Source organism: Mycobacterium sp. Dal123C01 (genome assembly GCF_052566995.1).
Map to the genome: position 1 here is coordinate 3,909,680 of NZ_CP199580.1, position 12,956 is coordinate 3,922,635.

The 12,956-nt window shown below is 64.1% G+C and carries 14 protein-coding genes and 1 pseudogene; 7 read left to right on the top strand and 8 right to left on the bottom strand.

What is annotated here, in order from left to right:
* Positions 1-111 precede the first annotated feature (111 nt).
* Together ACTXG5_RS18400 and ACTXG5_RS18405 are read right to left on the bottom strand one after the other, a co-directional pair.
* Positions 112-459, bottom strand: a pseudogene (locus ACTXG5_RS18400) (SRPBCC family protein).
* 1 nt (position 460) lies between these two features.
* Positions 461-1,282 carry an SDR family NAD(P)-dependent oxidoreductase gene (locus ACTXG5_RS18405; RefSeq protein ID WP_445160155.1) on the bottom strand — a complete coding sequence of 274 codons (822 nt, stop codon included), beginning with the start codon at positions 1,280-1,282 and terminating at the stop codon, positions 461-463.
* 61 nt (positions 1,283-1,343) lie between these two features.
* Between ACTXG5_RS18405 and ACTXG5_RS18410 the strand changes: the two genes are divergently transcribed.
* The 4 genes from ACTXG5_RS18410 (at position 1,344) to ACTXG5_RS18425 (ending at position 5,366) form a co-directional block, all read left to right on the top strand.
* Positions 1,344-1,967, top strand: coding sequence for a TetR/AcrR family transcriptional regulator (locus ACTXG5_RS18410; RefSeq protein WP_445160156.1), 624 nt, complete (start codon positions 1,344-1,346; stop codon positions 1,965-1,967).
* Positions 1,968-2,294: 327 nt separating this feature from the next.
* Positions 2,295-3,551 carry a glycosyltransferase family 4 protein gene (locus ACTXG5_RS18415; RefSeq protein ID WP_445160157.1) on the top strand — a complete coding sequence of 419 codons (1,257 nt, stop codon included), beginning with the start codon at positions 2,295-2,297 and terminating at the stop codon, positions 3,549-3,551.
* Entirely contained in the window at positions 3,545-4,303 is a 759-nt protein-coding gene (locus ACTXG5_RS18420; RefSeq protein WP_445160158.1) for a class I SAM-dependent methyltransferase, read from the top strand. The genes ACTXG5_RS18415 and ACTXG5_RS18420 overlap by 7 nt, the downstream gene beginning before the upstream one ends.
* Entirely contained in the window at positions 4,290-5,366 is a 1,077-nt protein-coding gene (locus ACTXG5_RS18425; RefSeq protein WP_445160159.1) for a prenyltransferase, read from the top strand. Before ACTXG5_RS18420 ends, ACTXG5_RS18425 begins: the two co-directional genes overlap by 14 nt.
* Here the strand turns inward: ACTXG5_RS18425 and ACTXG5_RS18430 are convergent.
* Positions 5,347-6,030: a class I SAM-dependent methyltransferase gene (locus tag ACTXG5_RS18430; protein ID WP_445160160.1), complete on the bottom strand. Its 684-nt coding sequence runs from the start codon at positions 6,028-6,030 to the stop codon at positions 5,347-5,349. The genes ACTXG5_RS18425 and ACTXG5_RS18430 overlap by 20 nt on opposite strands.
* Before the next feature lie 61 nt (positions 6,031-6,091).
* On the opposite strand from ACTXG5_RS18430, the gene ACTXG5_RS18435 reads away from it, so the two are divergent.
* Positions 6,092-6,778, top strand: coding sequence for a cutinase family protein (locus ACTXG5_RS18435; RefSeq protein WP_445160161.1), 687 nt, complete (start codon positions 6,092-6,094; stop codon positions 6,776-6,778).
* Here the strand turns inward: ACTXG5_RS18435 and ACTXG5_RS18440 are convergent, their stop codons facing one another.
* Positions 6,779-7,573, bottom strand: a complete 795-nt coding sequence (locus tag ACTXG5_RS18440; RefSeq protein ID WP_445160162.1) for a glycerophosphodiester phosphodiesterase family protein — start codon at positions 7,571-7,573, stop codon at positions 6,779-6,781. It lies immediately after the preceding gene.
* Between the two features lie 87 nt (positions 7,574-7,660).
* Positions 7,661-7,900 carry a hypothetical protein gene (locus tag ACTXG5_RS18445; protein WP_445160163.1) on the bottom strand — a complete coding sequence of 80 codons (240 nt, stop codon included), beginning with the start codon at positions 7,898-7,900 and terminating at the stop codon, positions 7,661-7,663.
* 1,111 nt (positions 7,901-9,011) lie between these two features.
* Between ACTXG5_RS18445 and ACTXG5_RS18450 the strand changes: the two genes are divergently transcribed.
* Positions 9,012-9,860 carry a glycoside hydrolase family 16 protein gene (locus tag ACTXG5_RS18450; protein WP_445160164.1) on the top strand — a complete coding sequence of 283 codons (849 nt, stop codon included), beginning with the start codon at positions 9,012-9,014 and terminating at the stop codon, positions 9,858-9,860.
* 7 nt (positions 9,861-9,867) lie between these two features.
* Here ACTXG5_RS18450 and ACTXG5_RS18455 read toward each other — a convergent pair whose 3' ends face one another.
* Entirely contained in the window at positions 9,868-10,527 is a 660-nt protein-coding gene (locus ACTXG5_RS18455) for a hypothetical protein (protein WP_445160165.1), read from the bottom strand.
* A gap of 50 nt (positions 10,528-10,577) precedes the next feature.
* Positions 10,578-11,417, bottom strand: coding sequence for a class I SAM-dependent methyltransferase (locus tag ACTXG5_RS18460; protein WP_445160166.1), 840 nt, complete (start codon positions 11,415-11,417; stop codon positions 10,578-10,580).
* Positions 11,418-11,488: 71 nt separating this feature from the next.
* Here ACTXG5_RS18460 and ACTXG5_RS18465 point away from each other — a divergent pair, with 71 nt between their 5' ends.
* Positions 11,489-12,502 (top strand): NADP-dependent oxidoreductase, encoded by a 1,014-nt coding sequence (locus tag ACTXG5_RS18465; RefSeq protein ID WP_445160167.1) that lies wholly within the window; start codon positions 11,489-11,491, stop codon positions 12,500-12,502.
* Here the strand turns inward: ACTXG5_RS18465 and ACTXG5_RS18470 are convergent.
* Positions 12,499-12,867, bottom strand: a complete 369-nt coding sequence (locus tag ACTXG5_RS18470; RefSeq protein ID WP_445160168.1) for a hypothetical protein — start codon at positions 12,865-12,867, stop codon at positions 12,499-12,501. The genes ACTXG5_RS18465 and ACTXG5_RS18470 overlap by 4 nt on opposite strands.
* Between the last annotated feature and the right edge of the window lie 89 nt (positions 12,868-12,956).

Here is a 12,956-nt window from a genome sequence, read left to right on the forward strand (position 1 = left end):
GCTAGCCACGTGCAGGCGATCCTTTTGGTTCACCCATTCTTGCGAATTCCCGCGTGACTGATAGCAATTCGGAGTCCATGACGGGAAGGTTGTCCGGTGTGACGCAGGTTACTATTCGCGCTCAGCGGCTTTCACAAGACGGTTTACCAGGAATCCGACCACGCCGCGCAGAAAAATCCGCATAATTTGGGACGTTCCGCGCAGACCTTCGGTGAAGGATCCAGTCCAACGAATGTCGGTTCCCCCTGCGGGTTAGGCGTCAACAGCATCTCGGCTCGATAATCCCGCGCCGACACCGGCGGGTGCCGGATGGCCCTGCTGCTCCCAACTCGATTGGACGATAAGCGGTTTCGCCCATTGAGACCAACGGGCACCGTCGGTCTCAAGGCGAAACAGGGTGGCTGCCGGTGCGCTTGTGGCTCGGTTGATCTCGAAGCGGAACATTTTGTCTTCTGACATGTCATCGACTCCCGGCCGTCGCCGCGTCGGCGGGCCGCAGCAGCCGCCCACTGATCAAGGATGAGAGCCAACCGGGTGGGAGTCGTCCGCCGGTGGCCATGACCCGATTGCGCCACCCGGGAACGACCACAGCCCGGCCTTTGTCCATACCGCGTAGCCCCGCGGCCACCACCGGTTCGGGCGCGGCCAGGCGCCGATAGATCGCGGTGTGTGAGACGTCCGATCCAAGAGCGTCGACGAATCCAGTGCGGGTGGCCCCCGGGCACAACGCGGTGACGGTGACACCCGTCCCGCGAGTCTCTGCCCACAACGCCTGGCTGAGCGAAAGCACAAACGCCTTCGACGCGCCGTAGGTGGCCTGATACGGGCCCGGCTGAAACGCAATCGTGGAGGCGACGTTCACGATGCCGCCGCGACCGCGGGCCAGCATTCCGGGAAGCACCGCGTGGGTGAGACGGACCAGCGCGTCGACGTTGACCGCCACCAGCTCGTGCTCGCGGCCGGCGTCTAGTTCCGAAAACCGTCCGTAGGTGCCGAATCCGGCATTGTTGACCAGCACCTCGACCGCGCGTCCCTCGAGACGAGCCGCGAGTGCGTCCACGCCGGACCCGGTGCCGAGGTCGCCGACGACCAGCTCGACCTCAATCCCGGGGACAGTTTGGCGAACCTGCCGCGCCACCGCGTCGAGCCGGGCCTCGTCACGTCCGGCCAGCAGCAATGACAAGCCCCGCTTGGCCAGCAGTTCGGCGAAAATCGCGCCGAAGCCAGAGCTGGCACCCGTGATCACTGCCCAGCCGGTTCGGTCGTCTCGTTGAGATGACATTCCGCTCCTTTCGAAGATGTGAATGCTATTAACTTAGATCACGCATGTTAATGTCGTCAACATGCCCGGAAAGAAGCCATCCGCACCGGCTGAAACGCGCCGTGACAGCTACCACCACGGCGATCTCAAACGGGCTCTGACCAGCGCCGCGCTATCGCTGGTGGCCGAGCGGGGACCCAAAGGCTTCACCTTGACCGAAGCGGCACGACGGGCAGGCGTCAGCGCCGCGGCGCCATACCGCCACTTCAGCGACAAGGCCCACCTGCTCGCCACGGTCGCCGAGCAGGGATTTCTCGACCTCCACACCGCCTTGACCGCCGGTGCCGATGCCGCATCAGAGCCGACGGAGAAGTTGGTTGAAATCGGTCGCGCTTATGTGCGCTGGGCGGTCGGCCATCCGGACCAGTACCGAGTGATGTTCGGTGCGGATACCGACAAAACCCAGCACCCGAGCCTGGCCGTCGCTGCAGGTCAAGCCTTCGGCGTCCTGCTTGATGCGATAGCCGGGTGTCAGGCCGCGGGACTGGTGCGCGGCCAACAACCGCGCGAGGCGGCCGGCCCGCTCTGGTCGCTCGTGCACGGCGTCGCGTCCCTGGCCATCGAGGGCGAGCTGCGAAATGTCGGGATCGACCAGGACCCCGAAGGCATGATCGTGGATGCGTTGTCCGACCTGTTCGATCGTTGAACCCGTGCGCTGGCGTCGTCCTCGGCGCGCAACTCAGCAAACAAATGCTCTCCCGCAACGATCCATCGTCAGCCCGTTGGCTCACAACATGTTCCGTCTCTCGATCGCCTACCCGCGACCCGGAACAGTTATCCAGCCGACCTCGTTGACCAACGAATATGGCCGAAACCTACTATTGAAGGGCGCCGATGCCGCGTTGCGTCGATTAGCTGATCGAACTATAGTCTGGACACATGTCCAGTTTGCAGTCACGGAGTTCGAGAGCCCGTTGATCGCAATGGATTCGGCGCCCTTCAGCGTTCGTTAACCAGCAAAGAAGAGTTGAGTATGCGTATTGCCTTGCTGTCCTACCGTAGTAAGACCCATTGCGGCGGGCAGGGCGTCTACATACGACATCTCAGCCACGGTCTGGTGGAACTCGGTCACGATGTCGAAGTGTTTTCCGGCCAGCCGTATCCGGAACTGCTCGATCCTCGGGTGCGATTGACCAAGGTGCCGAGTCTGGACCTCTACCGTGAGCCCGACCCGTTCCGGGTGCCGCGCCCGAGCGAGATCCGCGACTCGATCGACCTGTTGGAGCTCCTGACCGTGTGGACCGCAGGTTTTCCCGAACCGCGGACCTTTACGATGCGTGTCGCCCGGCTGCTGGCCGAACGTGCCGGCGAATTCGACGTCGTCCATGACAATCAGAGCCTGGGCACCGGACTGCTGACCATCGCCGGCTCGGGGATGCCGGTCGTGGCTACCGTGCACCATCCCATCACCCGTGACCGGGTGCTCGATGTTGCCGCCGCACGTTGGTGGCGAAAACCGTTGGTGCACCGCTGGTATGGATTTTCCACCATGCAGGAACAGGTGGCACGCCAAATCCCGGACCTGTTGACGGTCTCGTCGTCGTCGGCTGCCGACATCGTCTCCGACTTTGGTGTGTCCGCGGATCAACTCCATGTTGTGCCGTTGGGCGTGAACACCGAGCTGTTCAAACCAGGCTCGGGTCCACGGCAGCCGGGCCGCGTCATCGCGATCGCCAGCGCCGACACCCCGCTGAAGGGCGTCAGTACCTTGTTGCACGCGGTCGCCAAGGCTCGCGTGAACCGCGATCTCGAGTTGCGACTCGTCGCCAAAGTGGAACCCAATGGCCCCACTCACAAACTCATCGCCGAACTGGGCATCTCCGACATCGTCCACATCACGAGTGGACTTTCCGATGCCGAGCTGGCCGCCTTGTTCGCCTCGGCCGAGGTTGCCTGCATTCCGTCGCTCTACGAAGGGTTTTCGCTGCCCGCCGTGGAAGCGATGTCCAGCGGTACTCCGATCGTCGCCAGCCGGGTGGGCGCACTGCCCGAAGTCCTCGGGACCGATGGCGCCTGCGCCGAGCTGGTGCCGCCGGCCGACGTCGACGCGCTGACTCGCGCTTTGGGCGAGCTCCTCGATTCGCCGGAAAAGCGCCGCAGCCTCGGGAAGGCGGGCAGGACACGCGCAGTCAACGTGTTCAGCTGGGAAGCCGTCGCCGCGCAAACCGTGCGGATCTATGAGCGGGCGATCGCCCGAACAACCGCCGCCCAAGGCGAACCGCAATGCTGACAGTCGATTTCGATCGGCTCGGCATCGGACCGTCCACCAAGGTTATCGACGTGGGTTGCGGAGCGGGCCGGCATGCGTTCGAGGCGTACCGCCGCGGCGCCGACGTCATCGCATTCGACCGCGACGAGGACGAATTGCGGTCTGTGGAAACTATTCTGCGCGCGATGGCCGAAAACGGCGAGGCGCCTGCTGCCGCATCAGCGGAAGCGGTCGTCGGTGATGCGTTGAGCTTGCCGTACGCGGACGAGACATTCGACTGTGTCATCGCATCCGAAATCCTGGAGCACATCACGCAAGACGACGCCGCAATCGCAGAGCTGATCCGGATTCTCAAAGTCGGTGGGACACTTGCGGTCACCGTGCCGCGATGGCTGCCTGAACAAGTGTGCTGGCTGCTGTCCGACGAATACCACGCCAACCTGGGCGGCCACATCCGCATCTACCGGGCCAGCGAACTTCGGGACAAGATCGCCGGCACCGGCCTGGAATTGACGCATGCCCATCATGCGCACGCACTGCATTCGCCATTCTGGTGGTTGAAATGTGCTGTTGGCGTCGCCAATACGGATCATCCGGCGGTGACCGCCTACCACAAACTCCTGGTTTGGGATCTTATGCAGCGGCCGACGCTCACCCGGATTACGGAGTCAGTGCTCAATCCTTTCGTCGGCAAGAGCGTGGCGATGTATTTCACCAAACCGCACACGGTAGAAGCCGAAGCGACTCTGGGGTATTCACTTGCGTCGATTTAACCCGCCTGCGGTTCCGGGTGTCTTCAGCCCGGAGCAATGCCGCCAGACAGCCCTGTCCATCGCCGCCGCGCAGGAATCATCCGGCGCGATCCCTTGGTTCGAGGGTGGCCACACCGACCCGTGGGATCACGTGGAATCCGCTATGGCGCTTACCGCGGCCGGACTGCTGGAGCCGGCCCGGGCCGCGTATGAGTGGAGCCGACGCAATCAGCGGTCCGACGGCTCCTGGCCGCTCCAATTTCGTGCGGGGACAATCGAAGACGTCAACAGTGATAGCAATTTCTGCGCCTACATCGCCACGGGTGTCTGGCATTATGTGTTGGTCACCGGTGACGAATCATTCGCTGCCTCGATGTGGCCGGTGGTGCACAAGGCCATCGATTTCGTCATCGATCTGCAGGTCGGCTACGGCGAGATCTGCTGGGCCCGAAGCGAAACCGGGCCGGTGCGCGAGGCCCTGCTAACCGGTTGCGCCAGTGTGTATCACAGCATTCGGTGTGCATTGGCGTTGGCCGCCGTCATGGGCGATCCGCAACCGGAGTGGGAGCTGGCCCTGGGCCGACTGGGCCACGCGCTCACCTCGCATCCGGACGCGTTCACCGAAAAGGACCGCTACTCGATGGATTGGTACTACCCCATCCTCGGGGGTGCGTTGCGGGGTCCGGACGCCGAAGCGCGCATCAAGCAGCGCTGGGACAACTTCGTCGTCGAAGGCCTGGGCATTCGCTGCGTGGACGATCGACCGTGGGTGACCGGCGCCGAAACCTGCGAGCTGGTCCTGGCGCTCGAGGCGATGGGGCAACATTCCGTCGCACATTCGCAGTTTGCCGCGATGCAGCACCTGCGCGAACATGACGGTTCGTATTGGACGGGTTTGGTGTTCGCCGACGGGAAACGGTGGCCCGAAGAGCGCACGACGTGGACGGGCGCAGCAGTGATTCTGGCGGCAGACGCGCTTTCGGACACCACCGGGGGCGCCGGGATCTTCCGCGGCCACGACCTGCCGCTGGGTCTGCAGAGCGACTTCGATTGCGAGTGTGTCGTTACCGGTCCTGGCCGATGACGTCGATCGCCTCGCCGACCTGACCGCCGGTGCGCTCGAGCAGCCGTAGCGACCCCAACGCGGAGATCTCCCGGAACTGACCTGAATCGATGGCACGGCAATAGATCAAATACGGCGGTCGGCCACCGTCGGCCGGATCGGGGAATACGTCATGGATGACGAGTGCCCCGCCGATATTCACCCACTTCGCCCATCCGTTGAAGTCCTCGGTGGCCGCCGCTTCGGAATGTCCGCCATCGATGAACAAGAACTGCAGCGGCGACCGCCATCCCCGGGCCACGATCGGTGACTTGCCCACGATTGTCACCACGTGGTCATCCAGACCGGCGGCGTCGAGCGTGCGGCGAAACGTCGGCAGCGTGTCGAACAGCCCGGTGACCGCGTCGACCAACGAGGCGTCGTGGTATTCCCAGCCGGCCTGGTGTTCCTCCGAGCCGTGGTGATGGTCGATCGTGTAGAGCACGCCATCCGTTTGTTGCGCCGCCGCACCGAGCAGCAAAGTGGACTTGCCGCAATAGGTGCCGATCTCGACACCGACGCCGCCGTCGAGATACCGCAGCGCGGCATCGTACAGAGCGCGCCCCTCGTCGTCCGGCATGAAACCCTGCACTTGTTCGGCCAGCGCGAACAAGCGATCGGGTGCACTCGCGTCGGTGTGGCTCATTAGCTGAACCTATCGTTAGCCCTGCCCAGCGGCGACGGCGCAATGGCTCTAACATCTTGCTGTGCGCTCTTTACTCGTTCGGAAATTGATTGTTCTCCTCGCGGCGGTCCCGATCGCGACGGTGCTGACGTTGACTACCGCAGTGCTGCCCACCGGCACGCCGGGGGCCCCGGGGTTGGCGGCGGCCAGCTGTCCCCAGGTTCAGGTGATCTTTGCTCGCGGCCGATATGAATCGCCGGGGCCGGGCGTACTGGGCAACGCGTTCGAAAACGCGCTCGCATCCAGGGTCAACAAGAACATCAATAACTACGCGGTGAAGTACCCGGCCGACACCGAGGTCGACATCGGCGCCAACGACATGAGCCACCACATCCAGGACACGGCCAACAACTGCCCGGACACCCGAATCGTCCTGGGCGGCTACTCGCTCGGCGCGGCGGTCACCGACGTGGTGCTCGCCGCACCTATCGGCGCGTTCGGTTTCGACAGCCCCCTGCCGCCGGGCATGGATCAGCACATCGCCGCCGTCGCGTTATTCGGCAACGGGAGTGCCTGGGCGGGTCCGATCACGAATTTCAGCCCTGTCTACAACGACCGGACCATCGAGTTGTGCCACGGCGCCGATCCAATCTGTAGCCCGGCCGACCCGAACACGTGGAAGGAAAACTGGCCTCAGCACCTGGCCAGCGCCTACATCGACGCGGGCATGGCCAACCAGGCCGCCGACTTCGTTGCGGGCAAGCTGTAACTAGAGCGGCGACCACTCGTGACGGGCGATGAGCACGTCACGAAGTAGGTCGGCGCGATCGGTGATGATGCCGTCGACCCCGATGTCGAGAAGTGCCCGCATCGCCACCGGGTCGTCGACCGTCCAGGCGTGAACCTGACGCCCCGAGGCATGAACAGCCCGGACCAGTGCCGGCGTGATCACCGGTACGCGACCCAACCGCGGCGGCAGTTGTAAGCAGTCACTGTCGTGCACCATCCGCCAGGCGTACGCCCGGCCGGCCGGTGTTTTCGCCGCTGCGAGCGCCAGGAACGCGGCCGTGCCCGCCGAACTGGCGACCCGTTTGGACAGCAGTCGCAACGCGCGACGGCGACGCCGGTCGGAGAATGACGTGACCAGCACCCGGTTGTGCGCGCTCAACCGCTCAATGACATCGACGGTCGGTTCGACGGCGGACGCGGCTTTGATATCGATATTCACCCGCATGGTCGGCAGTGCGACCAAAAGCTCTTCGAGCGTCGGGAGGGACTCCCCCGCGCCTAGTTCCGCCGTGCGGACATCCCGCCAAGAAAGCCGATCGATCGCGCCCGGCAATCCCGACTGGGCCGGCAGCCCGCGGTCGTGCAGGATCACGGCCACCCCGTCGCGGGTCGCACGAACGTCCGTCTCGATGTAGCGAAATCCGAGCTTGGCCGCCGCGTGGAATGCGCCCATGCTGTTCATGGGAAACCTGAACGACGTGAACCCCCTGTGCGCCATGGCAATCCGTCCGGTGACGCGGAGATACTCAAGGGTAGTCGCGCCGCTATCACTCATGGGGTCGACCACCGATCCGTCGTTGCGCTCATTGCCAGCTCTCGCAAAGGCTACGGCGCACCACCCGCGCGCTGGGCGGGCCCTATCTCACGCTTCGTAGGTGACTTGGTACCAATGCCGGACCGGCGTATGGCTTTTGTCGGCTTGACCCGTGTCCGTCGCACTCACCACGTTGACGTCGGTCACGTCAGGATTGTGGGCCTCGATATAGCGCTCCAGCTCGTGCACAAGCGCGCTGTGCGGCTGATCTGGGTTGGCTAGGGCCTTTGCTCGGCGTGTTTGCGGCACACCGAGAATTATGCCGACGTGTTCTTCGATGTGCAGCATTCGCTATTACCTTGTCCCGCAGGCCGGTTGGTGACCCTTCGCCGCGCCCGTAGGGCGACGTAGCCCAGTACCAGTCCGGCTCCGATCTCGGCAGCTGCCGGGCAGAAAAGTGCGCAGCACGTGCGCGTGGGTGAACAGTGCGGCACTGCCGAAACCCACAATCAACGCGAATTCGGAAGCCCGTCGGGGTCCTCGCAGCACCATCGCCACAACCACGAAAATCCCCTGGATCATCCCGCCGACCATGATTGATGGCGGAGATGCCGACATCCCCCGTCGAAGGTGATCGATGCGGTGCAGTCCGAATGCAGTTGCGAAGACGATCATTGCCGCAGTCATGGAACGGTGCGCCAGCAGCGGACCCGAGTTGTTGGACATCTGCTTCCCCCAACCTCATCTACTACGAAGAGTAGTAGATGAGGTTGGGGATGTAAATCGGCTGAGCCGAAATGAACGCAGAAGGGTTGGATCAGGTGTCCACCAGGGAACCGCTCAGCAAACATCATTCGACGCGGTGGGACGTGTGGGCAAAACGACTAATTGGGGATGCTTCGAAAGTGCCCGGCTGCGGCTAAAACACAGGTTATCGATCAGTTATAGCGCTGCGGCGCAGCCCGATTCGCAGACCATCGAATCCGATAAATGCTTATGCAGGTGTGTCGTTGCTGGAGTAAACCTTGAAGTGCCGGCTACCAGCGGCGACCGCGTGACCTACCTCGGGAGCGCCCCGCCGAAACCGAGATGACGGGTGACGACTCATCGATTCGCTGCGCTCTCGCTCACGCCGCTGCGCTGCAATCCAAGCCGGATGTGACTGAAGGAAAATAACTGTCGCCCCTGATGCATTCGCCATGATTGTCATCTCCCCTCATAGCAACCGACTCAGCCGCAAAATTCCACACGTGTTATCTGTTCGTGTCCAGGATGCCCAGCCAAACCTGAGACCAAACCACGCGTGATCATGAGAATTGGCCGTGAATTTATCCAAAACCCGAGCTAGTACCGTGCCGCCGTCCGTTTCGGGCCGGCTGCGTTCCAAATGTTAACGACGGCCACTGACACAATTTCCGTTTCGACCCCGTACGACCCGGGCTGCTATCGTCGCTTGCTTATGCCAGAGATGGACCGTCGCCGCATGATGCTGACGACAGGGATTGGCGTGCTGGCGGCTGCGCTTCCCCTCCCTGACGCCCAGGCTTACCCATCCCGACCGGTTTCGCCGGCGGGGCGGACGCCACTGCCCGGTGCGCCCAGCGGCCAGGCCGGAAGCTACATATTCTCCGACGAGTTCGATGGTCCGGCCGGTTCGGCCCCCGACCCGTCGAAGTGGACGGTGGCGAGGGCTCGTGAGGTGATCAAGGATCCGACGTATTGGGAGCTGCCCGAGCACATCGGGCAGTACCGCGACGATCGCCGCAACGTGTTCGTCGACGGCAATTCCAACCTCGTCCTGCGCGCCGCGAAAGACGGTCCCACCTATTCCAGCGGCAAGGTGCAAAGCAATTGGCGCGGCGGCGTCGGCCACACCTGGGAAACCCGGGTCAAGCTGAACTGCCTGACCCCCGGCGCGTGGCCGGCCTATTGGCTGGGCAATGACGATCAGGGCGAAATCGACGTCATGGAGTGGTACGGCAACGGCAGCTGGCCGGCTGCCACCACCGTCCACGCGAAAGCCAACGGCGGCGAGTGGAAGACCCACAACATCGCTGCCGACAGCGCCTGGCACACCTGGCGATGCCAGTGGGACGAGGCCGGCATCAGGTTCTGGAAGGACTACGTCGACGGCGCGGCACCCTACTTCGACGTGCCGGCGAGCTCCCTGCCGGATTGGCCGTTCAACGGCCCCGGCTACACGGTGTATCCCGTGTTCAACCTCGCGGTAGCGGGTTCGGGTGGCGGCGATCCCGGGGCGGGCAGCTATCCGGCGGACATGCTGGTCGACTGGATACGTGTCTGGTAGTAGGGCGTCAGCCTGGTATTCGATCCCCGGCGAACCACGCGCTCACTACCGCGTGGGTCTGAGGTGGCGGAAAGTGGGGGTTCGCCGCGCCCAGTTGACCGACTTTAACCGTCCACACGGGCCCAGTGCGGTCGTCGATGCAGGTCTGCGCGTCTGGGCGGCACAGCACCGCGGAGTTGGGGGTGCCGTTGCTGCACCCGTAGCCGCCGACGTAGCCGTCGTCGCGGCCGCCCCAGGCCCCGCCGTTGCGCAGCAAGCAGCGGGTGCCGTCGTCGAGAAGGAGCGCATACGGTTCTGGTGAATCCGGAGGCTGCACGGGTGGGAGCTGACCGCTGAAAGCGACCCGGTGCAGACGCTGGTCCCACGGATCATCCACGCACAGCAGCGATCCCGGCGTCGACGGCCAGCAGGTGGCGGCGCCCGCGACGCTCGGCGAGCACGCGTAAACGTTGTCGGCCACCGCCGCGGGTGACGCTACGCAATCGTTCACCACGGCGACGTTGCCTTCGGGCGGGGTCTCGTGAAAGCCATTGACGGCCTGCCCCTGGGACCCGACGGCCACCGTGGTGATCTGCTGAGTAGGCGGAGGATCGGCACTCGCCGATCCGGCGAACCCGAACATTGCCATCACAGCGACCGGCACCACAGCAACTCGCGACGCATCCACCGGGCTAACAATCCTCCACGCGGGCCCCGTTTGAAGGGCTCTTGCGCACATCAATGCGTCAGGAGGGCGACCGCGGTCGTGGGCTTGCTACCCGGATGACGCAAATCCGATCGAGGCAGCCAGGCCAGTGGGCGCATCCACAGTGGCAAGCGGTGGAAGCGGTGGGCGGCCTCGAACACCGATTCCGCTTCGACGGCGCGCCAGCCGAGGTCTTCGAAGAAGGCCAGCCCGTTCTCGGGTGCGAACTTGAACGGCGCGTTTTCCGAAATCCCGGCGATGTTCTTGTTGATCTGCTTCTTCAGGCCGGGAAAGGCGAAGTCGAGCATCCACCAGGCGACCTCGGGTCGCTTGATCGCATCCGAAAGCGCGGCGATGTCGGCGGTCTCGAGGTACATCGACAGACCCTCGGTGAGCACGAAGGCCTTCGTCGCGCAGTCCAGTGCGTCGTTGAAGAAGACGTCTCGGGCGTGCGGGTCGGCGAGATCAACGGCGGTGCGGGTCAGCCGGCATCGCGGGGTCTGGTCGGCCAGCAGCTGAGTCTTTTCCGCGAGCAGCTTGGGTAGATCGGCCTCGATCCACCTCAATTCGGACGGGAGGTCTAAGCGATAAGGCCGGGTATCCAGGCCGGCAGCCAGATTGAGCACGCGGTCGCAGCCATTAGCGAGTGCGTCGGCGATGGCATCGTCGATGATCTTGGTGCGCGCTACCAGCCACCAACCGCTGCGATTAGTCCATGGCACGTTTGCGACGATCGCGCGACCCTGTGCACCGGCCAGACGCTCGGCGAGCGGGTCGCGAAACAACGCATCGGGACGTGCCGACTCGGTAGCCCGATACAACGCGGGCCACCGGGCGGTATCGGAAACATGGGTAATGGTGTGCTCCGCCATAGGTTGCGTTATAGCGCATTGGGCGACGCCCCGAGACCGGATTCTGTGTCTGCTCGGCGTAGCGTGCGCTCATGCCTGATCGAAACCGCCGCTTCCTGTTGCGTGAGCGCCCCACCGGACGCATCGGCCCTGACACTTTCGAGCTCAGTGAGAATGCGGTGCCCGAGATTAACGATGGCGAGGCGCTCGTGCGCGTCGACTGGATCTCGCTCGATCCGACCAACCGGACCTGGATCAATGACACGCCGACCTACCTGCCGCCGGTGGGTATCGGCGAGGTCATGCGGGCGGGCGGGCTCGGCGAGGTCGTCGAATCGAAGAATCCCCATTATTCGGTCGGACAGCTCGTGCAGGGCCTCGTTGGTTGGCAGGAGTACGTGGTCGCCTCGGACGCGACGCCGTTGTTCCCGGTCGACGTCGCCGGGGGTGTCTCCCCCAGCGCCTACCTGGGCGCACTCGGGACCACCGGGCTCACGGGGTGGCTCGGTATCCGTGACATCGGCAAGCCACAGCCGGGTGAGACCGTTGTCGTCTCGGCCGCGGCGGGTGCGGTGGGCTCGATCGCCGGCCAGCTCGCCAAAGCCGATGGCGCACGAGTTGTCGGGATCGCCGGTGGACCGGACAAATGCCGACTGCTCACCGAGCAACTCGGCTTCGACGCGGCCGTCGACTATCGCGCCGACGACTGGGCCGCCCAGCTGAGGGCGGCGACGCCCAACGGCATCGACGTCGACTTCGAGAACGTCGGCGGCGTCATCATGGATGCGGTCTTCGCGCGCCTCAACATTCGCGCGCGCGTCGCACTGTGCGGCCTGATTTCCGGGTACAACTCGGCGGAGCCGCCGACCGGGCCACGCGCATTCGGGAACCTGCTGATCCAGCGCGCGACAGTGCAGGGCTTCATCGTTCTCGACCACCTGGGCCGCGCACCCGAGGCTGTGCGCGAGATCGCCGCCCTGATCGCCGCGGGCAAGCTCACGCCGCTCGAGACCGTAGTCGAGGGCTTTGAACAGCTGCCGAAAGCGATCAACATGCTCTTTGACGGCAAAAACGTGGGCAAGCTGGTCGTGAAGACGTCGAACTAGAGCGTCGCGACGACAAGAACTTTCGAGAGGTCTCCGGGGTCGACTCGCACTGGTACCTCTCCACCCACCTTGATGTGCGGGGCGGTCGAGAGCTCAAGTGAAATGCGCCGAGTGGTGCGGTAGGCGTCTCGGTCGGGCAGCTGCACGTCCAGCTCCAGCATGTGCCAGGAGCCCAGCAGTGTCGTCGTGACGTTTTCGTGGATGGCCACGATCGTTGCGATACCCCGCAGGCCTTCGCGCATCAGCCGTTCCCGGTCGGCAGTGAGCGCGTTGAGTTCGGCGACGGCGTCGATCGCGTGTTGTTTGTCGGATCGCGTGACCCGCTGGCCCGCGCTGGCTTTCTTTGCTCGCTCGAACCAGCCCATGGGGCCGAGCGTACGTTGATTGACAATCGGCGTGGTCAGGCATGGAACGCAAAGATAGAATATCGTGTTTGGCTACAGCAGCAGTTAGC

Bases quoted from the DNA above. Each gene is read 5' to 3' on its own strand.
- ACTXG5_RS18415 (WP_445160157.1), top strand. From the start codon at position 2,295: ATGCGTATTGCCTTGCTGTCCTACCGTAGTAAGACCCATTGCGGCGGG.
- ACTXG5_RS18430 (WP_445160160.1), bottom strand. From the start codon at position 6,030: ATGAGCCACACCGACGCGAGTGCACCCGATCGCTTGTTCGCGCTGGCC.
- ACTXG5_RS18445 (WP_445160163.1), bottom strand. From the start codon at position 7,900: ATGCTGCACATCGAAGAACACGTCGGCATAATTCTCGGTGTGCCGCAA.
- ACTXG5_RS18470 (WP_445160168.1), bottom strand. From the start codon at position 12,867: ATGGGCTGGTTCGAGCGAGCAAAGAAAGCCAGCGCGGGCCAGCGGGTC.
- ACTXG5_RS18450 (WP_445160164.1), top strand. From the start codon at position 9,012: ATGCCAGAGATGGACCGTCGCCGCATGATGCTGACGACAGGGATTGGC.
- ACTXG5_RS18405 (WP_445160155.1), bottom strand. From the start codon at position 1,282: ATGTCATCTCAACGAGACGACCGAACCGGCTGGGCAGTGATCACGGGT.
- ACTXG5_RS18440 (WP_445160162.1), bottom strand. From the start codon at position 7,573: ATGAGTGATAGCGGCGCGACTACCCTTGAGTATCTCCGCGTCACCGGA.
- ACTXG5_RS18410 (WP_445160156.1), top strand. From the start codon at position 1,344: ATGCCCGGAAAGAAGCCATCCGCACCGGCTGAAACGCGCCGTGACAGC.
- ACTXG5_RS18465 (WP_445160167.1), top strand. From the start codon at position 11,489: ATGCCTGATCGAAACCGCCGCTTCCTGTTGCGTGAGCGCCCCACCGGA.
- ACTXG5_RS18420 (WP_445160158.1), top strand. From the start codon at position 3,545: ATGCTGACAGTCGATTTCGATCGGCTCGGCATCGGACCGTCCACCAAG.
- ACTXG5_RS18460 (WP_445160166.1), bottom strand. From the start codon at position 11,417: ATGGCGGAGCACACCATTACCCATGTTTCCGATACCGCCCGGTGGCCC.